Raw genomic sequence first — 21,533 nt, 5'->3', positions numbered from 1 at the left:
CAACCTTGCCATGCCCTGTCGCATTCCCAAACGTCAGGCCGCATCTCCTGACGGAACCGGTAACTGGGCGGTTCGTCGTTACTGTCCTGTGGCGGGCGGAATGTAGCGATCCACCGTTAGCCTTGTCGGTTGTGGCGTTCTTGCCCCCCTCCCACCAGCCGCCGGTGCGACCGGGCCCACCGGCGGGCTCCTCCCCGGTGGACCCGGCGCGCCGTCCCGGCGTCGTGCTCGGCCTGCGCGCCCGGCAATGGATGGTCGTCGCCATCGTGCTGGGGTGCGTCTACCTGCTGGTGACCGCGGCGGCCCTCACCGGTACCTGGGTGACGCTCAACCGTGAACCCACGAACGCCGAGCTCAAGCGCGCCGCCGCCGCTGAGGTGGCCCGGCGCTGGCAGTCCTGGCCGGCCGGGCGGATCTTCCCGGAACGGCTCTCGTACGCCACCACCAACGGCGGGCACAGCGAGTTCGCGGGACGGCTCGGCATCGTTCCCGGCACCGACTGCGAGCCCGCCGTGGACTCGGAACTGGGCGCGATCCTGCGCAAGCACGGATGCCGTGCCCTCCTGCGCGCCACGTACACCGACCAGATGCAGGGCGTCGTGATCACGGTGGGCGTGGTGGTCTTCCCCGACGCGTGGGCGGCCGACCGGGCGTACAAGGAGATCCCGCCGTCGACGCCGGTCGACGCCAAACGTTCGCTGGGGGTACGGCCCGCACTGCGCGCCGCCGCGTTCCCGGGCACGGCGGGCGCGAGGTTCAACGACGCCGCCCGGCAGGACCGCACCTCCGACCGTGGCGGGCCGTACGTGGTGTTGACCACTTCGGGTCAATCCGACGGGCGCCCCGCGTCCGCGATCACCAAGGTACGGCCCGGCCTGCCGTTCGAGTCGGCGCCGCAACTTGGGCGCCAGGTCGCCAAGGCACTGTCCCAGCAATCGCTGCCGGACTGCTCCCGCAGCGAGTGGAGGTGCTGATGGGCGCACGGACTGCCGCGGCGGCATTGCTGGCGCTGGCGATCGGCGCCGCGCCCCTGCTCGCGCCCGCCCCGGCCCAGGCCGACGCGATCCGCGAGGCGGAACTTCCCATGTTGAAGTCGCTCTCCCTGGAGGCCGCGTGGAAGGAGACCCGCGGCGCCGGCGTGACCGTGGCGGTCGTCGACTCGGGCACCGACGCGAACCAGCCCGACCTGAAGGGCTCGGTCACCACGGGCCCCAGCATGCTGGCCGAAATCGACCGGGGCACGAAGCCCACCCGCGAGCACGGCACCGCGATGGCCGCCCTGATCGCCGGTCACGGTCACGGCCCGGGCGGCAACTCCGGAGTCATCGGGATGGCGCCGCAGGCCCGCATCCTGGCGATCCGTTCCATCGCCGAGCCGGAGGACGCCAGTTACCGGCGCTACAAGTCCGAGAGCAAGGGCGCTGTCGCCAGGGGCATCCGGTACGCGGCCGACCACGGTGCCGACGTCATCAACCTCTCCCTCGGCAAGTACGACGAGGTACGGGACGACCGCGAGGCCATCGGCTACGCCATCAATAAGGGCGTCGTGGTGGTCGCGGCGGCCGGCAACGACGGCGACCGCAAGCGCAGGCTCGACAAGGACGGCTTCGCGCCATACTCCTATCCGGCCTCCTATCCCGGCGTCATCTCGGTGGCCGCTATGACGCCGGGGCACGACCGTGCGAAGTTCTCCAACCGCAACTACTCGGTCGTCGTCGGCGCCCCGGGGGAGGACATCGTCTACGCCGCACCTGGCGGTGAGTACTTTAAAGGCGGCGCCGGAACGAGCCAGGCCAGCGCGATCGTGTCCGGGATCGCGGCGCTGATCCGTGCGAAGCACCCCAAGCTCCCGCCCGCGCTGGTCTCCCAGGCGCTGGTCGCCAGCGCCAAGAACGGCCCGTCCGGCAAGTACAACCCGGAGCTCGGCTTCGGCGAGGTGAACGCGGCCCGCGCGCTCGCCGCGGCGAACACCCTGACCACGCCACGCGCCGGTCTGGCCGGCAAGGCGGGTGGCCAGCGGTTCGGGGACGGCTCGCCACCCGAGCCGGTCGCCATCATCGAACGCCCGGTCTGGATGCGCCCGGTCATCATCGCGATCATCGTGCTCGGAGTCGGCGGCACCCTGGCGGCCGTGATCATCTCGGTGGCCCTGGCCCGCCGCAACCCGCGGCTTCCCGCGCTGCCTCACCAGGCCCTGCCCCCGGGCTATCCGTACGGCACTGGTGGCCCAGGTCACTATTACTGAGCCATTCTTACTGAGAAGTTTCTCGGCTACGCTCCGCTCCGTGCGCGCCGAGATCTCACCCCCGGACCTCGAGCCGGAACCGGAGGAACCGGGATCCGACGGCACGGCGCGCCTGCGGATGAGGCCCCTGATCGCCGGATTGGCCGCCGCGTGCAGCCTTGCGGTGCTGGTTCCGATGGCGTTGCGGCTGGCCGGTGAGCTCACCCGCGAGCCGACGTCCACCGAACTCCAGAACGCCGCCATCGAGGAGATCGCCCGCCGCTATGTGACGTGGCCGTCGGGCCGGATCTTCCCCGAGCAGATCCCGTACACCTTGGACGTCGGCGGCGACGAGACCGCCATGCGCGTGGGGATCTCCCCGGACACCCGATGCGAGACCGCCGTGGATCCGCAGCTCAACGGGCCGCTCACCAAGCACGGTTGCCGGGCCGTGCTGCGCGCCGTCTACCTCGACGAGCCGCAGGGCCTGGCGATCGCGGTCGGCGTCGCGGTCTTCCCCGACGTTCAGGCCGCCCGTGCAGCCGCCGCCGCGTTCCCGAACCGCAGCCCACGACCGGGACTGCGTGCACTGCCGTTCCCGGGATCGGTGACCGCCCGCTTCGGTGACGCCGCCAGGCAGACCGCGGCCGTACGGCAACGCGGGCCGTACGTTGTCGCGGCCACTGTCGGCTACGTGGACGGCAGACCGGTCGTACGCGGCGCGAAGCAGCAGAACGACCTGTTCGCTCTGGCGCCGCAACTCGCCGTCGCGGTTCTGAATCCGCTCACCGCCCCGGCTCCGGTCGACTGCGAGTCGCGGGCGTTCACATGCTGAGATATCTCGCGGCGACCGCCGTGGCCGCCCTCGTCACCCTTCCCGGGACGCCTGCCCGGTCCGACGAGATCCGCGACCAGACGGCGCCGGTGATGCAGTCAATGAACGTTCCGCGCGCCTGGGAGCTCTCCAAGGGCTCTGGGGTCACCGTCGCCGTACTCGACTCGGGCGTGGATCCCGCCCAGGCCGACCTGACCGGTTCGGTGACCCTCGGCCCCGACTACACCGAAGGCGCCAACCCGGCCGGAGTCGAGCCCAAACGGCTGCACGGCACCAACATGGCGTCGATCATCGCGGGCCACGGTCACGGCCCGAGCGGCGCGGACGGCGTGATGGGCGTCGCCCCCCAGGCCCGCCTGCTGGCCCTTCGTGTGATCGTGGAGAACGACGAGCCCGGTTTCTCGGAGTTCATCAACGACATGCGCTACGAGGACACGATCGCCCGCGGCATCCGCTATGCCGTCGACAACGGCGCCGACGTGGTCAACCTGTCGCTCGGCCGTTCCTCCGCCACCAAGGCGGAACGCGAGGCGGTCGCCTACGCACTGAGCAAGAACGTGGTCGTCGTGGCCGCCGCGGGCAACGCGGGCGCCACCGACAAGGCTCGCCGCTCCGGCCACGCCCCGTTCTCCTATCCCGCCTCGTTCCCGGGCGTCATCTCCGCCGCTGCCGTCGACGAGAAAGGGGCGCACGCGGGCTTCTCCAACCGCAACTCCTCGGTCGTCGTCTCCGCGCCCGGCGTGCGCATCATCGGCGCGGGCCCGGGAGACCAGTACTGGATCGGCGACGGCACCAGCCCCGCCACCGCGTTCGTCTCCGGCGTCGCCGCACTGATCCGCTCCCGTCACCCAGGCCTGGCCCCCGCCCTGGTCACCCAGGCGATCGTGACGGGTACCCGGCACCGCCCGGCGGGCGGCTACGACCTCGGCGTCGGGTTCGGCGCCATCGACGCGCACGCGGCCCTGACCGAGTCCGACCGCCTGGCCGCCGCCCGCCGCATCGGCCTGGGCCTCCCCGCCACCCAGCGCTTCGGCGAAGGCAACGGCGACACGGGCCCGATCCGCGTGATCCATCGCGACGACCGTCTGATCGTCACCTCCGCCACCACCGCGACCGTGGCCCTGGCCGTCCTCGTCTTCTCATTGGTCATGGCCTTCCGTCGCCGACCGCAAAGCGAGGCCGACCCGCAACCGTAATGAGACAGGCCGTCAATTGGATCGGAAACTGTGTCCGAAACAGCGGAAGTTTCCGAACCATCTGGACCATCGGAGCCAGCTGAATCATCCGAGCCAGTTGAATCATCCGAGCCGTCCAAACCGTCCAAAGCGCCCGCCCGTCGTCGCCGGATACTGGCCCTCAGCATGGCGCTGCTCGGCGTCGCCGCCGTCACAGGTGGGGTCATCGCGATCGTCGCCGACCTGAACCGCAAGCCGACGCGCACGGAGGTTAAGGAAGCGGGAACGAAGGAGATCGCGACTCGCTGGCAGAACCTCAAGGTCGGCGAGATCTTCCCGGCGACGCTGGAGGTCGCACCTTCGGCCACCTCGACCACGGGCGAGGCGGGCGTTTCGACGGTGACCAAGGTAGACCCGCTCCAGGCGATCCGCCGCGCGGGGGTCGCGCCTCCGGCTGGCTGTGCGGAGGCGTTCGATCGCAAGATCGCTGACGTTCTCGTCAAGCATGGCTGCCGCACCGTGCTCAGGGCCACCTACGTGGACGCCAGCGGCACCATGGCCACCACGCTCGGTATCGCGGTGATGTCCGGCAGCGACGCGGCGGGCCGTGCGAATACCGCGATCGGTTCCGAGGACGAGAAGGCCGGAGTGCGGACGGTCCTGGTGCGGGGAACCGTCACCGAAGGTTTCGGAGACGGCGACCGCCGGCAGTTCCAGGGGTTGACCAACGGAACTCCGTATCTGTTCTTCAGGTCGAGTGGCTGGCTGGTCGCGCGCGATCGGGTGAAGCCGGCCCTGATGGCCGAGACGTTCCAGTTCGCCGACACGGCACTCGCCAAAGTCATGCGCCACTTCAGCGACGTGGAGGCGCCGTGCGAGCGCAAGGAGGTCCAATGCTGACCCGCCGCACCGCAGTGGTGCTCGCCGGAGCCCTCGTGGCCCTCGTCACGCCGCCGGTGGCCGCACCCGCACAGGCGAATCCGGATTCCTACGAGTGGGGCAGGCGGCTCGGCCGTGACTACCGGGAGGCCCATCAGATCACCCGGGGCGAGGGCGTCAAGGTGGCGCTGCTCGGCAGTGGCGTCGCACGCGACGTTCGGACACTGCGAGGCGCGGTGGAGAAGGAGAAGGACTTCGTCGGAACTCCCCGGCCCAAACGCCGCTACAGCACGCTCATCGCTGGCTGGATCGCGGGGAACGACGGCGACCTTTCGACCGGTGTCGGGATGGCGCCAGGGGCGAAGATCCTGTCTGTGCGGATCAACGCTGAGTCGGGCGACCCGGGTTACGAGGCGTGGGAGCGGAGGGCGGACTGGGACAGCCTCATCGCGAAGGGGATCCGGCATGCCGTCGACGAGGACGCCGATGTGATCGCGGTGCTGCCGTTTTCCGATGATCCGCACGGTCAGATTCGCGGCGCCGTCGCATACGCCCACAGCAAGAACGCGGTCGTGGTCACGCCTACCTCGGACCATGGCACCCGTGAGCGCTATCCCGAAGGCGCGGCGGGAGTGATCGGCGTCGGAGCCCTCGATGAGAAGGTGCGGCGGTACAAGAAGTACACCGCCGCCAGCAGCAGAATCATGGTGTCCGCTCCGGGGACCGAGCATCCGGCCCTCGCACCTGGCAACAAGCCCTGGACCTTCTGGGGATACGGTCCTCCGCTGGCCTGGGCAGCCGCTGCGGTCGCACTGGTCAAGGCAAAGTACCCGAAGCTCACCCCCGCCCAGGTGGGGGAGGCATTGGCCACGTCGGCGCGGCATCCGAAGGGGAAGGGGAAGTACGACGCGGAGATTGGGTTCGGAATCGTGAATCCGGCGGGGGCGCTCAAGGAGGCTCAGCGGATCTCGAAGGAGCCCGTCCAGGTCGCGGGCAAGCCGTTGGTGGCCGACGGCTCGTACTTTGGTGGGGACAAGCCCGGGAAGGTCAGAGCGGCCCCCTACAACCTGGCCTGGCTGGGTGGATTCGGGTCGCTGGCCCTGCTGGGGTTGATCTTGATCGGGGTGGCGGTCCGGCTCCTGCTGCGGCGAGAATCTGGGGATGCGATCCGATCCTGACGAGTACGCGGAGACGGTGCTGGACGCGGTGGAGCGGATCCCCGAGGGGCAGGTCATGTCGTACGGGGACGTCGCTGAGCTGGTCGGTGTCGGTGGGCCACGGCAGGTGGGGCGGGTCATGTCGCTCTACGGCGGCGGGGTGCCCTGGTGGCGGGTGGTCCGGACCGACGGGCGGCCCGCGGAGGGGCACGAGGTGCGGGCGTTCGAGCACTACCGCGCGGAGGGGACGCCCGTCCGCCCGGACGGGCGGCGAGTGGACATGCGACGGGCACGCTGGGACGGGACAGGCTGGGACAGGACAGGCTAGACGAGACCAGCTGAGACGAGACCGGCTGACTGAGGATCGGCGGCCCCGGGCGTGGCCACATTGCACGTCGATCACTTCTATCGAACGCAGTATCGAAGGTCACATCCGCGACATGCGCCCGATGTGGTCAGATCTGGCTCATTGATCTGCTCCAATGAAATGTTGTGCCACCAGCTTCCCCAGCCTCGTACCGCCTCGTCCGCCGCAGCGGCCCGGCGCGCGCGGTCGCGCCCGTGCTCGACGAGCAGCAGCGGCGCGTGGTCGAGCACGCGGGCGGGCCGATGCTCGTTCTGGCAGGTCCGGGTACCGGGAAGACCACCACGATCGTCGAGGCCGTGGTCGATCGGATCGAGAATCGCGGTGTCGATCCTGAACGGGTGCTGGTGCTCACGTTCAGCCGCAAGGCCGCCGGGGAGCTGCGGGAGCGGATCACCGGCCGTCTCCACCGGACGACGCGGACGCCGCTGGCGCTGACCTTCCATAGCTACGCCTACGCGCTGCTGCGCCGGGACGCGGTGCTGAACGAGGAGCCGGCACCCAGGCTGCTGTCTGGGCCCGAGCAATTGCTGGAAGTGCGGCGCCTGCTGGAGGGGGAGCGGGCCGACGGGGCTCGGGACTGGCCCCATCGGCTGCACGAGACGCTTGGTACGCGCGGCTTTGCCGAGGAGCTTCGCGACTTCTATCTGCGTGCCGCTGAACGAGGGTTCTTCCCTGAGGATCTCGTCGCGCTGGGACGGACGCGGGGCCGTGACGACTGGACGGCCATCGGGCGCTTCATGGAGCGCTATGTCGACCGGTTCGCGGTGGACCCGGTGCCCACGTACGACTACGCCGAGCTGATCCAGATGGCGGCCGGGATGCTGGCCGACGACGAGGTGCGGATCCGCGAGAGCAACGCCTACGACGCCGTCTTCGTGGACGAATATCAGGACACTGACCCGGCGCAGGAGGAATTGCTCCAGCGGCTGGCGGGAGAGGGCCGCGACCTGGTCGTGGTCGGCGACCCGGACCAGTCGATCTACGGGTTCCGGGGCGCCGACGTACGGGGGATCCTGCAGTTCCCCCAGCGGTTCCCGACGCTGGACGGCGACCCGGCGCCGGTGGTCGCGCTGCGGACCTGCCGCCGGATGGGCCCGGAGATCCTCGCCGCCTCGCGCCGCATCGCCCGCCGGTTGCCCGCAGGGCCGTTGTCCGCCGAGCACCGAGCCCTTCGTCATCTGGAGGAAGCAGAATGGGGGGAGGCGGGGCGAAGCCATGGGGGCGAAACACAGCGCGAAGTCCACGCCGTCATCGCCGACAGCGAGTCGCAGGAGTCGGCGCTTGTCGCCGATGAGCTGCGGCGGGCCCACCTGCTGGACGGGGTGCCGTGGTCGCGGATGGCGGTACTGGTGCGGAGTGCCGTCCGGCAGGTTCCGGCGCTGCGGCGGGCGCTCGCCCAGGCCGGGGTGCCGGTCGTGGTCGCGGGCGACGAGGTGCCGCTGATCGCCGAGCCCGCCGTCCGGCCGATCCTGGTGCTGCTGCGCGCGGCGCTGAAGAAGGGGTTTCTGGACGAGGTCGTCGCTGAGGACCTGCTCACCGGGCGGCTCGGGGGCGCCGACGCGCTGGGCCTGCGGCGGCTCAAGCGTGCGCTGCGCGACCTGGAGGACCTGTCCGGCGGCAACCGGCCCTTGAACGAGCTGATGATCGCGGCGGTGGACGATGCGCGCGAGCTGACCCTCGTTCACGAGAGAGTGCGGGCGCCGGCCGAACGTGTCGCACGCCTCATCAAAATCGCGCGGGACGTCACCGACCGGGGTGGCACGGCCGAGGACGTGCTGTGGGAGCTGTGGCGCGAGAGCGGCCAGGCCGAGGTGCTCCTGGAGCAGAGCGTCAAGGGCGGCACGCGCGGCGCAGCCGCCGACCGTGACCTGGACGCCGTGGTGGCGCTGTTCGACCACGCCGCGCGGTTCGTGGACAGGCTGCCGCAGGCGGGCCCGGAGCTGTTCGTCGACAACATCGCCTCCCAGGAGATCGCGGGGGACACGCTCGCCGAGCAGGCCCCGCAGGGCGAGGCCGTCCGGATCCTGACCGCCCACCGGTCCAAGGGCCTGGAATGGGACGTCGTCATCGTCGCCGGGGTACAGGAGGGCGTCTGGCCCGACCTGCGCCTGCGCGGCTCGCTGCTCGGCATCGAGGAGCTCATCGAGCACGCCGCCGGGAGCGAACCCGAGGGCGCGGACGGCGTGGCGAGCGCCGCCGCCGGTGCCTCGATGGCCGCCAAGATGATGGATGAGGAACGGCGGCTGTTCTACGTGGCCGTCACCCGCGCGCGCAAGCGCCTGGTGGTGACGGCGGTCGGCGGCGACGACAGCGAGGAGCGGCCGTCGCGGTTCCTGAACGAGCTGCTACCCGGCGCGATCGAGGAGTCGCAGCTCGACGAGAAGACCCGCTGGCTCTCGATGTCCGCGCTGGTGGCCGACCTGCGTTCAGTGGTGGCCGACCCGTCCCGCCCGGAGCCGCTGCGCCGTGCCGCCGCCGGGCACCTGGCCCGGCTGGCGCGGGCGGGCGTGCGCGGCGCCAAGCCGGAGAACTGGTACGCGATCACGGCGCTGTCCGACCCCGGTCCGGCGTTCACCGAGGACGAGCAGATCACGATCTCGCCGTCGCAGGTCGAGGCGTTCACCACGTGCGGGCTGCGCTGGCTGCTGGCCTCGGCGGTCGGCGCGCAGGACGGCGGGCCGAACGAGTACAGCACGATGGGCAAGGTCATCCACGCGGTGGCCGAGATGGCCGGCGCCGACGACGGCGTCACCGAGGTGGACGTCGCGCGGCGGCTCGACGAGATCTGGAACGACCTGGAGTTCCGGAGCGCCTGGTACTCGGAGAAGCAGCGCGACCAGGCGACCACGATGGTCGACAAGTTCCTGACCTGGCACCGCGACAACCCCAACGAGGTCGTCGCGCTGGAGGAGTCGTTCAAGGTCGATCTCGGCCGCGTCGTCATCAAGGGCCGGATCGACCGGGCCGAACGCGACGCCGACGGGCGCGCGGTCATCATCGACATCAAGACCTCGTCCACGGCCGTGCCCAAGGACGACCTGGCCCGGCACCCGCAGCTCGGCGTCTACCAGTACGCGGTGATGCTCGGCGCGTTCGAGCGGCACGGGCTGATCGAGCCGGGCGGCGCCAAGCTGATCCAGGTCGGCAAGGCCGCGTTCACCGCCAAGGCGCGCGAGCAGGAGCAGCCGCCGCCGGGCGAGGACGACGATCCCGAGTGGCCGAAGAAGCTGGTCGAGATCGTCGCCACCGGCATGGCGAGCGACGTGTTCCAGGCCCGCGCGAACGACAAATGCCGCACCTGCCCGGTACGGTCCTGCTGCCCGGTTCATGAGGAAGGGGGGCAGGTCGGTCCATGATCACTCCGGCCGAGCTGGCGCGGCTGCTGGAGATCCCCGAACCGACCGAGGAACAGGCTCGTGTGATCGAGGCTCCGCTGGCGCCCATGGCGGTCATCGCGGGCGCCGGGTCGGGCAAGAGCGAGACCATGGCCGCGCGCGTGGTCTGGCTGGTCGCCAACGGGTTCGTGCGCCCGGAACGCGTGCTCGGCCTGACGTTCACCCGCAAGGCCGCCGCCGAGCTCGGCATCCGGGTGCGCAAGCGCCTCGACAAGCTCAAGGAGATGCTCCCCGGGGACGAGCTGGAGCGGCTCGGCGGCGAGCAGCTCTTCGACGGTGAGCCGATGGTGTCGACGTACCACTCGTACGCCGCCCGGCTCTTCGGCGACCACGCGCTGCGCGAGGCGCTGGAGCCGACGATGCGGCTCATCTCCCCGGCGGTGGCGTGGCAGATCTGCTCGCGCGTCGTCGACGCGTACGGCGGCCCGATGGACAAGATCGACTGGCAGCCCGACACGGTCACCAAGGCCGTCATGGAGCTGTCCGGCGACCTGTCGGAGCACCTGCGCACCGCGAACGACGTGCGCAAGGTCGGGGCGTGGCTGGACGAACGCTTCGCCGGGCTGAAGAAGCCCCTCAAAGCACAGCGCGACATCCTCGCCAAGCACGCCGTACGCGAACAGCTGATGCCGCTCATCGAGTCGTACTCCAAGGCCAAGGCCGGCCGCGAGGTGGTCGACCACGGCGACCAGATGTCGCTGGCAGCGCGCATCGCCTACAAACATCCCGAGGTCGGGATGATCGAACGGTCGCGCTTCTCGGTGGTGCTGCTGGACGAATACCAGGACACCAGCCAGGCGCAGCTCGTCCTGCTCAAGTCGCTCTTCGCCGGGGGGCATCCGGTCACGGCGGTCGGCGACCCGTGCCAGTCGATCTACGGGTGGCGCGGGGCGAGCGCGGGAAACCTGCTGCGCTTCGCCTACGACTTCCCGTTGAACGCCCCGATCGCCGGGCGGCAGCCGGACAAGGCACCGGTCGTCCAGCTGAGCCGGAGCTTCCGGAACGGCGAGCAGATCCTGGACGCGGCCGCCCGCATCCAGGACGAGTTGCGGGCAGAGACCGCGGCCGTGCCCCGGCTCGTGCCGGGCGCGGGGCGGGAGGGCCGCGGCCGGGTCGAGTGCGCGCTGTTCGAGACGGTCGAGGACGAGGCGGAACGGATCGCCGCCCGGATCGCCGGGCTCATGGCGGCCGACCCTGAGATCGCCCCGGACGGCGCGCCGCAGGACGAGCCGCTGCAGTACTCCGACGTCGCGGTGCTGGCACGCAAACGGTCGCAGTTCCCGCTGATCCGGCGCGCGCTGGAGAGCCGTGGCATCCCGGTCGAGGTGGTAGGCCTCGGCGGCCTGCTCACCGTGCCCGAGGTGCAGGACGTCGTCGCCACCCTGCGCGCGATGCACGACCCGACGTCCGGCGCGTCACTGGCGAGGTTGCTGACCGGGCCGCGCTGGCGGCTCGGGCCGCGTGATCTGGTCGCCCTGGGCCGCCGCGCGCGGGCGCTGGCTCAGGAGGCCGCCCGTGACGTCACCCCGCCCGAACGCCCCGAAGAGCCTCCGGCGGCGGAGTCTGCGGTTGGGGCGCCTGGGGTTGGGGCGCCTGCGGATGAGGGGTCCGCGGATGGAGGGGCTGCGGACGGGGTGCCTGCGGATGGGGAGCCCGTGGCCGGGGAGCCCGTGGCCGGGGAGGCGGCTTCGGCGGCTGACGATCCGCTGCGGCAACTCGTCAGCGAGCTCAACCAGGAGACCGGGAGCCTGGTCGACGCGCTCGACGACCTCGGCCCGCCGGAGACGTACTCGCCCGAGGGGTACGGGCGGTTGAGGCGGCTCCGCGACGAGTTGCGCGGGCTCCGCTCCCAGGTCGGCCTGCCGCTGCCCGACCTGGTGAACGAGGTGGAACGGGCACTCGGCCTGGACATCGAGGTCGCGGCCCGGTCCGGGCTGGATCCGGTCACGGCGCGGGCCGACCTCGACGCGTTCATCGACGCCGCCGCGACGTTCGCCGGTGACGCCGAGGACCCGACGCTCGGCGCGTTCCTGGCCTACCTCAAGGCCGCCGAGACCGAGGAGTTCGGGCTGGAGGCGGGGCGGGTCGGCGAGACCAACAGCGTCAAGCTGCTCACCGTCCACGCGTCCAAGGGCCTGGAATGGCCGGTCGTCATCGTGCCCGGACTCTCGTACACGCCGCAGAAGAGCGGCGGCCCCGCCAAGGGTTCGATCTTCCCTTCCCCGCCACAGAACGCCACCCGCTGGACCGCCAACCCGCGCGTGTTGCCGTTCATGCTGCGCGGCGACCGCGCCGACCTGCCCGCCCTGCGCGGCTTGGAGAAGGACGATCTGGCCGCGTTCGACCAGGCCTGTGGCGAGCGGGACCTGCGTGAGGAACGGCGGCTCGCCTACGTCGCCGTCACCCGCGCGTCGAGCCTGCTCATCACCACCGGCTACTGGTGGGGCTCGTCGGGCCGCCCGCTCGGGCCGTCGCCGTTCCTGGAGGAAGTCCGCGAAACGTGCATGGCGGGCAACGCCGGGCAGGTCGTGGTCTGGGCCGAGCCGCCGGAGGAGGGCACCCCCAACCCGCTGCTCGCTGAGGCGGAGGAGGCGCAGTGGCCTGCCGGGCCGGGCGACCGGGGCCGTTCCGGCATCTCCGAGCGCGAACGCTACGAGGCGATCGTCGAGGGTGCCCGGATGGTCGAGGACGCGATGACCGGCCGGAACCTGTTGTGGGCCGGGGACGCCGGGCTGGAGGACGCCGACCGCGCACGTATGACCGCGTGGGCGCGCGACGTCGAGCTGCTGCTGGCCGAGCGCGACCGGGGCCGGAGCGGCGACGGCCTCCAGGTGGAGCTGCCCGCGCACCTGTCGGTGTCGTCGCTGGTGTCGCTCGCCCGTGACCCGGCCGCGCTGGCCCGCCATATCCGCCGCCCGATGCCGCGCCCGCCCGCCCCGTACGCGCGCCGCGGCACGGCCTTCCACGCCTGGCTGGAGGGCCGCTGGGGGCAGCAGCGCCTCCTCGACGCCGACGAGCTTCCCGGCGCCGCCGACGAGGGCGCCGCCGAGGACACGCAGCTCGCGCACCTGCAAGAACGGTTCGAAGAGTCCGAGTGGGCCGCCCGGGAGCCGCTCGACATCGAGGTGCCGTTCGAGATGATCATCGCCGACCGGCTCGTGCGCGGGCGCATGGACGCGGTCTTCCGCACCGCCGACGGCTACGAGGTCGTCGACTGGAAGACCGGCCGCCCGCCGTCTGGCGACGACGCGCGCTTCGCCTCCGTGCAGCTCGCGGCGTACCGGCTTGCCTGGGCGGAGCTGGCGGGTGTGCCGGTGGAGCAGGTCAGCGCGGCGTTCCACTATGTGAGCGCGAACGTCACCGTCCGGCCCGCCGACCTGCTCGACGAGGCCGGGCTCGCCGCGCTGCTGGAGCAGATCCCGGCAGTTTGAGCTTCTTTGCCGATATGTGAGCCATTCACCTCTGTTCACGCTGCGTGGTTTCAGGGAGTATCCGGGAAACCCCATCAAGGAGGCAGCGTGACGGTGACCCATGGTGAGAAGGTCGTACGTGAGTTCTCCAAGCAGGCGGCGGCGTTCGGGGATCCACGGCTGAACATGGAGTTCACCGTCAACCTGGCCAGGCTCGTGCAGTTCATGGAGCCGGAGCTCGACCCGGAGGACATCGTGCTGGAGGTCGCGGCGGGGACCGGCCTGGTCTCGCGTGCGATCGCCCGGCGCGTGCGTCACGTCACGGCGCTCGACCTCACCCCCGCCATGCTGGAGCAGGGCAAGCGCGAGGCGGACGCGGACAACCTGACCAACGTGACGTTCACGCGCGGGGACGCCGCCGGCCTGCCCTACCTCGACCGTTCGTTCACGCTCGTCATCTGCCGCTTCGCGTTGCATCACGTCCCGGACCCGGAGGCCGCGGTGCGCGAGATGGTGCGGGTCAGCCGTCCCGGCGCGGCCGTGGTCGTCGCGGATCTCGTCCGGGACGAGTCGATCGGCGCCGCCGACGTTGACCGGATCGAGCGGCTGCGCGACCCCTCGCACGGTACGATCCTGCCCGCCGACCAGATCTCCGAGCTGCTGGCCTCGGCGGGCGCGGAGGTGAAACGGACCGACCCGTTCGATCTCGTACGCCCCCTGGAGCCGTGGCTTGAGCAGTCGCATACGCCGTCCGCGGCGGCCGCGCAGATCCGGAAGGAACTGGCGGACGAGCTGGCCGGCGGCCCGGAGACCGGCATGCGGCCCAGCGAGGTGGACGGCGAGCTTCACTTCACCCACTCGAACGCCTTCTTCTGCGGAATAGCACCCTGAGTTTCGCTCAAATGTTCGACTGAGATCGCCGCACTCGGCTATCGTGTCGAACATGGGTTCTACTGCGGCACTTCCCCTCGATCGTGAGCCCGCTGCCCTGGCGATGCGCATCGGCATCGTGGCGGCGGAGGCGGCTCTCGCGACGTTCGCACGCAACCTCGACCTCGACGACCTCGCCGACGGCGTCGACTTCCAGGGTTCCATCGGCCCGGCCGAGTGGCCGGTGTTCTCCCTGGTGATCGACACCCTCGCCGAGTCGTCGGCCGACGACGGCCGTTCGCTCGACGAGCGCCGCGCCGACGCCCTCAACGACCTCGCCCGCATCTGCATGGCCGCCAAGCGCCAACGCGCCGGGGCCGCCTGATCGGGCCCTGCGATGCCGGCCGGGGCCATGGGTGGTGTGATCTGGGCCATATCCACCCATCAAGATCAATTCGCCTGGTGATCGCCACTAGGGTCCGGTTTTGACGCGGGGCGACGACCCGCGTGGAACTGGAAGGAAGTCCCAGATGAACAAGCGCAGTGTGGCCCGAGCCGCATGCGTCGCCGCCGTGGCCCTCAGCGGTCTCGGCCTTACCGTCCCCGCCGCGATGGCGGACGGTCCCACCTCCGGCCAGGCCGCGATCCAGGCTTGTAGCGTCTCCGTGAAGGCGAAGGTGAACATCGGCGTCTACAGCGAGCCGCGCGGCACCTCACGCATTCTCGGCACGATGATGGAAGGCCAGATCGGCTGCAAGCTCAGCACGCAGAACGGGGCGAGCTACACGGCTCAGCTCTGCGGGGGCAGCAGCAGGGTCTGGGCCTACGTCAACCCGAGCGGCACAACCGCCTCCGGCTGGGTCCTGAACAAGTGCCTGAGGACCATCTGACGTCATAGCGGACTCATAGCGGACCGCGTGCACCGGCCCCCGGGAGCGGCTCCCGGGGGTCACCTGGAGTCACCCGGGGAGCGATTTCGGACGCACCTTGCCCGTGCTGGTGCGGGGTAGTTCGTCGACGAAGTGCACGTCGCGCGGGACCTTGTAGCGGGCCAGATGCTGCTTCACGTACGCCTTGAGGTCGTCCTCGGTGACGTCGGTGTTCTCGGTTCGTACGACGTAGGCGACCAGGCGCTCGCCGAACTTCTCGTCGTCCGTGCCGGTGACCGCCACCTCCGCGACGTCGGGGTGGCGGCCGAGCAGGTCCTCCACCTCGCCGGGGAACACGTTCTCGCCCCCGGAGATGATCATGTCGTCGGCGCGGCCGTCGATGAAGAGCCGGCCCTCCTCGTCGAAGTGCCCGAGGTCGCCGGTGCCCGTGAGGCCGTCGCGCACGTCCCTGCCACCGCCCCCGGTGTAGCCGCTGAAGCGCAGTCCGCCCCCGGTGTAGATCTCGCCGACCTCGCCTGCCGGCAGTTCGTTGCCGTCCTCGTCCAGGATCTTGATGGTGAGCCGGAACGAGGGCTTGCCCACCGTGCCCGGGGCCGCCCGCAGGTCTTCGGGCGTGGCGATCGTCGCCCAGCCCGTCTCCGTCGCCCCGTACAGATTGATCAGCACGTCGCCGAACGCGTCCATGAACGCCTCGGAAAGGTGCGGATGCAGGGCCGAGCCACCGCAGATCACAACCTCGAGTGACGCGGGCCGCCTGCCCTCGGCGACGTCCAGGATCCGCTGGAGCATGACCGGCACGGCCACCAGCGCCTCCGCCTCGTTCTCTTCGATCGACCGGAGGATCTCCGCGGCGTCGAACCGGCGACGGAGCACCAGCGGCATCCCCATGCCGAGGCCGACCGACGTGTAGGCGAAGCCGAGCACGTGGAAGAGCGGCGGCGCGATGACAATGGGGGCGCCTGAACGCAAGGGGATGCGCATCAAGTGGCTCAACGCCACAGGGGCGAGCGAGCTGAGCGAGATGTCGTGCCGGGCCCCCTTGGGCGTGCCGGTCGTCCCGGACGTCATCACGATGACCTTGCTGGGCGAGCCGGGACGCAGCGGCTGCGCCTCGGTCATCCTGATCAGGCCGTCGATCGAGTCGTACTTGGCGGAATCCTCGTCGTCGACCCAGGCGTGGACCCGCTGGGCTGCGAACGAGGAGTCGTCCACGGCCTCATCGAACTCCTGGTCGTGGACCAGCAGGGCGATGCCCTCGCGTTCGGCCACCTCGCCGAGCTGGGGTCCGGAGAAGTCGGTGTTGAACAGCACGACGTCGCCTCCGAGCCGGGACGCGGCGAGCACCGCCGTCACGAAGCCCCGGTGGTTACGGCACAGCACGCCGACCCGTTCCTCCTCGCCGAGGCGTGCGCGCAGGGCGGTGGCGAACGCGGCGACCTGGCGTTCGAGCTCGGCGTAGGTGATCGAGCCGCGCTCATCGATCAGCGCGGTGCGGCTGGGATAGCGGAGGGCCGACATCGCGCCGACCGTGGCCGGCACCGGGCCGAAGCGGAAGTACTGGAAGGGCAGTCGCGCCGCCCGGTCGGGGCGGATCGGCTGCAACATCCCGCCGTCCCTGACCGCCCGGGTCGCCCGGACCCCCAGACCCGCCCACGTTCGCACCCGTTCCAGCACGGTCGTCTCTCCTTCTCTCCGCGGGGGAGTCAGCGACATACCCGTTCTGTAGTGGATTAGGCCCAGTCAGTTGAGTTGTGGCGCTGTCAGTTGAGTTGCGGCGCGGGCGGGGCGAGCGGATTGGGCACCGGGACGTAGGTCGCGGTGCGGTCGGCGGTACGGGCCCAGCGTGCACGGAGGTTGGCCTTGGCGGGCAGCGGCACTCCGGCGAGGAGCGCCCTGACCTCCGGATGGCGTTCGTATCCGGCGAAGTAGCGCCGCGCGGCCGGCCAGAGTTGCGCGTCGAGTGCCGGGTGCAGGTCCGCCACGGCGGCGGCGGTCTCCGTCAGGTGGTTGACGAGGAGGCAGTAGACGACCCGGTTCCAGGCACGGTCGGCGTCGTACGTCATGGCCTCGCGTACGCGGGGTGGAAGACCGGTGAGGTGGTCGAGGTGGTCCCATCGGCCGCCGACGAGCTTGGTGCCTTCGAGGTCGCGGAAGGCGGCGTGGACCGGCATTCCGTCGTCGTCGACGCAGACCAGCACGTTCTGGAGGTGCGGTTCGAGGACGATCCCGTGCTCCAGGTAGGTGTGCAGAACGGGTGGCGCGACCTGGCGCACGTACGCCTTCCACCAAGCCATGGCGCCGTCCGGAGTGGCCAGGACGGGCAGGCTCGCCAGGAGCGAACCATAGGGGTCGGCCAAAGCGGCAGTGAGGAGGGGTGTCCCGGGGAGGCTGTGTACTCCCTGGCGCAGGATCACGCCGAGTCCCTCGTACAGCCGCCGGTCAGCCAGAGCCACGCTGCGGTAGGCAGGCTCGGAGAGGAAGGTGGCGTCTATGCCGTCGAAGACCCTGCGGACCAAGCGGTCGAGGACGACGGCTCCGGTCAGCTCGTACCAGGCGTTCTTCCGCACGCAGTTGGTGATGCGGATGTCGAGGCTGAACTTGCAGAACGTGTCGGCGGCGGGCAGGTAGGCGGTGCGGACGGACGACGTCGGAACGGCCTCGATGCCGCCTTCCGCGCCGAGCCCTTCCGTACCGAGGTCGCGGATGAGGTCCTTGGCGAACGCGCGGCGGAGGACGGGCCGGTCGGCGAGAAGACGCAGCTCCCAGGGGTGAACGGGCAACAGGCGGAAGCCGTCCGGCACGGCGGGGCCGAACGATTCGAGGTGCGCGAACGCCGCCGGGTCGCCTTCCTCCGCCAGAACGTCCTCGCGCACGGCCAGCCAGCGAGGCCGGAAACGCGACCGCGTCTCCGGCGCGTACGGGAGCCAGTCGGCGGGCGATCCCTGGCGTGCCTTGGGGGAGGGATGGAACCGGTGGCCGGTGACGAGGGACTGTTCGGACTCCACGTAGCGGTCGACGGCGTCGGCGACCTCGGCGACCTCGGCGGAGGCTGCGAGGCTCCGGGACGAGAGGATCGTCTCCAGGGCGGTGTGCCCATCGGTGACCTGGCCGAGGAACTCGGGATTGGCCCGCCCCGTCGCCAGCTCCAGTTCGCCCGCGATCAGGTCGGCCAGCCGGTCCCAGCCCGCCGTGATCCAGTCGTTCCCGCGCCGCTCCTCGTACGGCGGCGCGATCCGGAACGTGGGCCCGGACGGCGGGCGGACGAGGCCCGCGCGCAACATCACGCCGACCCGAGGCAGCCGGAACAGCAGGTGCGCGCCGTCCGGCCATACCTGGTGCTCGGGCGCGCAGACCTCCCGGATCAGGCAGTTGAGGAGGGCGGTCGCCGACGCGTCGCCGGCCCCGAGCGGTCGTCCTGTCAGGAGCAAGGGTCGTCCCGGAGATAGTTGGGCCCGAGCGGGCCGTAGTGCTTGTTGATGTCGGCCGCGCCGGTGCGGGCCTTGTCCACGAGCGTCCCGGCGGTGACCATCGCCTTGGTCGGCAGCCGGTCGGCGTCCAGCGTGCGCGCCCGCAGGAACGCGTCGTCCGGGCCGAGCAGCGCGTCGAGCCGGTCGCGGAGCATCGCCAGGCCGGTGCGCAGCGGGAGAAGGCCGCGTTCGGCCAGCCCGAAGGCGGGCGCCGCGGCGCACAGGTGCAGGGTGATCGTGACGAAGACGCGGGCGAGCGCCTCCTGGTCGGTGGTCGTCATCCGCAGGTCGTTGAAGTCGCAGTCGAGGAAGTGGCGGGGCGTGTCGCTCGTGTCCAGGCCGGCGGCCAGCCTCACCGGATCGATCAGCGCGCCGTCGTTGTCCTTGAGCAGCAGCTTCAACGGGTCGTGTTGGTTGAGGACGACGGACACGTTCTGCTGGTGCGCTTCGAGTGCGATGCCGTAGCGGAAGAGGGCAACATTCCAGGCGAGGAGGGCGTCCAGGTACGCGCCGAAGGTGGCTTCGACGTTCCACCGCTCGATCACGTAACCGCCGTCCGGGTCTTCGGCGAGCAGTGCCGCCACCGGGATGACGTGCGCGCGCGCCGTCTCGGCCGGGAACCGCCGTACGAGATGGCCGAGGAACGGAGAGCCCGCGTGGCCGTACGTCTGCTCGTCGGCGAGGAGGATCGGCAGGTCTCGTTCGCGTTCCAGCACCCGATCCAGGATCCGTTCGACGCGGGCGCCGTCGGAGAGCGTGCCCGGCACGATCGTGCGCCGGTTACGCAGGCCGAGCGTGCTGGTGGTCAGTGGCACTTTGAGGTGGGTCAGCGACGTGACCGCCAGAGTCCGCATGGAGAGTGTCGGGCGAACGCGGAGATGCCGTTCAGGGCTCAGCAGGACATCCGGGTCGTTGCGCAGGGCCGACGCCGTGAGGGGATGCACCGGGAAGAGATCATGGGTGGCGGCCAGGGCGGGGTCGAGGCCGGTTTCGGCGGGCTGCGGCCACCATTCGGGCCGGACGCCTGCCGACGTGACCCGGTCACGAGGCACGGCAGCCCAGCGCAGCTCGAACGACGGGCCGAACTCGGGTGCGTAGCGGCGCAGGTCGGAGGTGCTCAGCCCGGTACGGCAGCGGCCTGTCGGGTAGACGGGATGGTCGGTGTACGCGGCGAGCGTCTCGTAGAACGTGCCGGGGCCGTGCCGGACGTCCTCGGGAGCCTGGCCGAGCCGGTCGAGGACCTCCCGCTGGGCGTGCTCGTGCAGGCGGAGGGTGACCGCCGCCTCCCGGCACTCGCGTTCGAACGCCCTCACATCGTCACGGGGATCGGCGATCCGCCGTACCGCCGACAACACGTCGTCCAGCCGGAGGTTCTGCGCCGGGTCGACCACCAGGTCGGTCAGGAAGCCGCCCTTGCGCAGCCGGACGATCTGCGCGCCGCCCAGCTGGTCGCCCGGCAGGTCCAGAACGCGGTGGTCGGGATTGACGTAGCGTCGCATTCCGGCGTAGTCCTCGCGCAGCAGAGTGTCCAGCACCCGCGCTGCCAGCGGCCCTTCGTTCACGCGACCGTCCAGTCGTGTGCGGCCCGGAAGTGGTCGATGGCCGCCTCCACCTCGTCCTGGGCGGGGCCGATGGCCCGGATGGTGCCGAGGTAGTCCCGGTTGGTGTTGGTGATCTCGATGGTGTCGCCCTTGGCGCGCTGCGGCCGGTAGGCGATCCTTACGCGGTCGTGAGTGTGCTCCTGGGCCTCGGGCGCCTCGACGAGCGTCCCGGCGCGTTCGGCCATCACCACTTCGGCGACGGCATGGCGTCGCGGGCGCTCGGACTTTGGGGGGAGCGGCTCGCCCAGATGAACGCTGAGGATCTGCTCGAAGAGGGGGATGTCCAGGAGGTCGGCCATCAGGAAGTCGCAGTGGTCGCCGATGACGCGGTAGTTGACCTCGATCAGGCGTGCTTTGCCCTTGTGGACGACGAACTCGGTGTGGCTGGCGCCGAAGCCCACGCCGAGCGCGTGGAGCTGCTCGATGATTTGGGTGGTCTCGGGGGGCGGCGCCGCCCATTCGAGCCGTTCTTCGATGAAATGGGGCGGCGGGGAGATCTCGGTGCGGAACGACCCCAGCACGCGCATATGGCCGGTGGCGTCGCCGAGGGTCTCGAGCGTGTGGAGCCTGCCCGGGAGGTACTCCTCGACGACGAGCGGATCCTTGCGGCGCTCGCGGATCTCCGCACGCCTGGCGGCAAGCTCAGCGGCGTCGTGCACGAGGAAGACGTCCTCGCTGGCCACGCCCTCGCGTGGCTTGAGGACGAGGGGAAACGGCGCGTTGCCCGGGTGTTCCGCTACGGCGTCTGCGTCCGCCGAGAAGACCGGGTCGAGATCCCTGAGGTGGGTCCGCATCAGGGCTTTGTTCTTCGTACGGGTCGCGGCACGCCAGTCCTTACCGGGCAGGCCGAAATAGGCGGCCGCGAGGGCGACGGGAGCCTGGAGCCAGTCGCTGTTGGTGAAGATCGCACGGGGATCGGCACTGCGATCCGCGTCGATGTGTGCGACGATCTCCCGGAAGTCGGTGACGTCGCACGCCACGATCCGCCCGCTGAACACCTTGGCGTGGTCGGCGGGCCGGTCGGTGAGGAGCACGACGTCGAGGTCCAGCCGGGCGACGGCGGGGAGGAACCCGTACGTCACCGAGTCGGTGACCTTGCCGGCGACGAGGTAGAGCGAGGCGGCCACGGCCACCCATCTCCTTCAGCAGTAGGTAAGGTAAGGCTTGCCTAAGTCGAAGTGCCCACCTTAGCGTCGCAGGGCGCAAGGTGGGCGGAAGAACGATGCCACCGCGTGTCCTCCTACGCCATTCCCACAGCCCCCA

Annotated in this window: 16 protein-coding genes; 12 read left to right on the top strand and 4 right to left on the bottom strand. The window is 70.7% G+C overall.

What is annotated here, in order from left to right; all coding sequences use genetic code 11:
• Positions 1-131: 131 nt before the first annotated feature.
• From ACH34W_RS46340 to ACH34W_RS46285, 12 genes are all read left to right on the top strand, one after another.
• On the top strand, positions 132-974 hold the full coding sequence (locus ACH34W_RS46340) for a hypothetical protein (protein WP_395967630.1): 843 nt from the start codon (positions 132-134) through the stop codon (positions 972-974).
• On the top strand, positions 974-2,245 hold the full coding sequence (locus ACH34W_RS46335) for a S8 family serine peptidase (RefSeq protein WP_395967629.1): 1,272 nt from the start codon (positions 974-976) through the stop codon (positions 2,243-2,245). Before ACH34W_RS46340 ends, ACH34W_RS46335 begins: the two co-directional genes overlap by 1 nt.
• A gap of 40 nt (positions 2,246-2,285) precedes the next feature.
• Complete coding sequence (locus tag ACH34W_RS46330; RefSeq protein ID WP_395967628.1) at positions 2,286-3,059, top strand: hypothetical protein; 774 nt, start codon at positions 2,286-2,288, stop codon at positions 3,057-3,059.
• A complete protein-coding gene (locus tag ACH34W_RS46325) occupies positions 3,053-4,255 on the top strand; it encodes a S8 family serine peptidase (protein WP_395967627.1) in 1,203 nt (400 codons plus the stop codon). Before ACH34W_RS46330 ends, ACH34W_RS46325 begins: the two co-directional genes overlap by 7 nt.
• A 165-nt stretch (positions 4,256-4,420) precedes the next feature.
• Complete coding sequence (locus ACH34W_RS46320; protein WP_395967626.1) at positions 4,421-5,134, top strand: hypothetical protein; 714 nt, start codon at positions 4,421-4,423, stop codon at positions 5,132-5,134.
• A complete protein-coding gene (locus tag ACH34W_RS46315; protein ID WP_395967625.1) occupies positions 5,128-6,291 on the top strand; it encodes a S8 family peptidase in 1,164 nt (387 codons plus the stop codon). Before ACH34W_RS46320 ends, ACH34W_RS46315 begins: the two co-directional genes overlap by 7 nt.
• Positions 6,275-6,598, top strand: a complete 324-nt coding sequence (locus tag ACH34W_RS46310) for an MGMT family protein (protein ID WP_395967624.1) — start codon at positions 6,275-6,277, stop codon at positions 6,596-6,598. Before ACH34W_RS46315 ends, ACH34W_RS46310 begins: the two co-directional genes overlap by 17 nt.
• A gap of 233 nt (positions 6,599-6,831) precedes the next feature.
• Positions 6,832-9,993: an ATP-dependent helicase gene (locus tag ACH34W_RS46305; protein ID WP_395967721.1), complete on the top strand. Its 3,162-nt coding sequence runs from the start codon at positions 6,832-6,834 to the stop codon at positions 9,991-9,993.
• On the top strand, positions 9,990-13,463 hold the full coding sequence (locus ACH34W_RS46300; RefSeq protein ID WP_395967623.1) for an ATP-dependent helicase: 3,474 nt from the start codon (positions 9,990-9,992) through the stop codon (positions 13,461-13,463). Before ACH34W_RS46305 ends, ACH34W_RS46300 begins: the two co-directional genes overlap by 4 nt.
• Before the next feature lie 87 nt (positions 13,464-13,550).
• Positions 13,551-14,333 (top strand): class I SAM-dependent methyltransferase, encoded by a 783-nt coding sequence (locus tag ACH34W_RS46295; RefSeq protein WP_395967622.1) that lies wholly within the window; start codon positions 13,551-13,553, stop codon positions 14,331-14,333.
• Positions 14,334-14,385: 52 nt separating this feature from the next.
• Positions 14,386-14,697 (top strand): hypothetical protein, encoded by a 312-nt coding sequence (locus tag ACH34W_RS46290; RefSeq protein WP_395967621.1) that lies wholly within the window; start codon positions 14,386-14,388, stop codon positions 14,695-14,697.
• Between the two features lie 145 nt (positions 14,698-14,842).
• A complete protein-coding gene (locus tag ACH34W_RS46285) occupies positions 14,843-15,202 on the top strand; it encodes a hypothetical protein (protein ID WP_395967620.1) in 360 nt (119 codons plus the stop codon).
• 69 nt (positions 15,203-15,271) lie between these two features.
• Here the strand turns inward: ACH34W_RS46285 and ACH34W_RS46280 are convergent, their stop codons facing one another.
• The 4 genes from ACH34W_RS46280 to ACH34W_RS46265 form a co-directional block, all read right to left on the bottom strand.
• Complete coding sequence (locus tag ACH34W_RS46280; RefSeq protein ID WP_395967619.1) at positions 15,272-16,876, bottom strand: AMP-binding protein; 1,605 nt, start codon at positions 16,874-16,876, stop codon at positions 15,272-15,274.
• A gap of 86 nt (positions 16,877-16,962) precedes the next feature.
• Positions 16,963-18,630 carry an IucA/IucC family protein gene (locus ACH34W_RS46275; RefSeq protein ID WP_395967618.1) on the bottom strand — a complete coding sequence of 556 codons (1,668 nt, stop codon included), beginning with the start codon at positions 18,628-18,630 and terminating at the stop codon, positions 16,963-16,965.
• Complete coding sequence (locus ACH34W_RS46270) at positions 18,621-20,231, bottom strand: IucA/IucC family protein (RefSeq protein ID WP_395967617.1); 1,611 nt, start codon at positions 20,229-20,231, stop codon at positions 18,621-18,623. The genes ACH34W_RS46275 and ACH34W_RS46270 overlap by 10 nt, the downstream gene beginning before the upstream one ends.
• The gene (locus ACH34W_RS46265; RefSeq protein ID WP_395967616.1) at positions 20,228-21,403 is read right to left on the bottom strand and encodes an acetyl-CoA carboxylase biotin carboxylase subunit family protein; all 1,176 of its coding nucleotides are present in this window, start codon (positions 21,401-21,403) and stop codon (positions 20,228-20,230) included. Before ACH34W_RS46265 ends, ACH34W_RS46270 begins: the two co-directional genes overlap by 4 nt.
• Positions 21,404-21,533 lie beyond the last annotated feature (130 nt).

The organism is Actinomadura sp. 6N118 (genome assembly GCF_044326415.1).
Taxonomy (GTDB): domain Bacteria; phylum Actinomycetota; class Actinomycetes; order Streptosporangiales; family Streptosporangiaceae; genus Spirillospora.
This window is presented reverse-complemented; position numbering and strand designations above follow the sequence as displayed.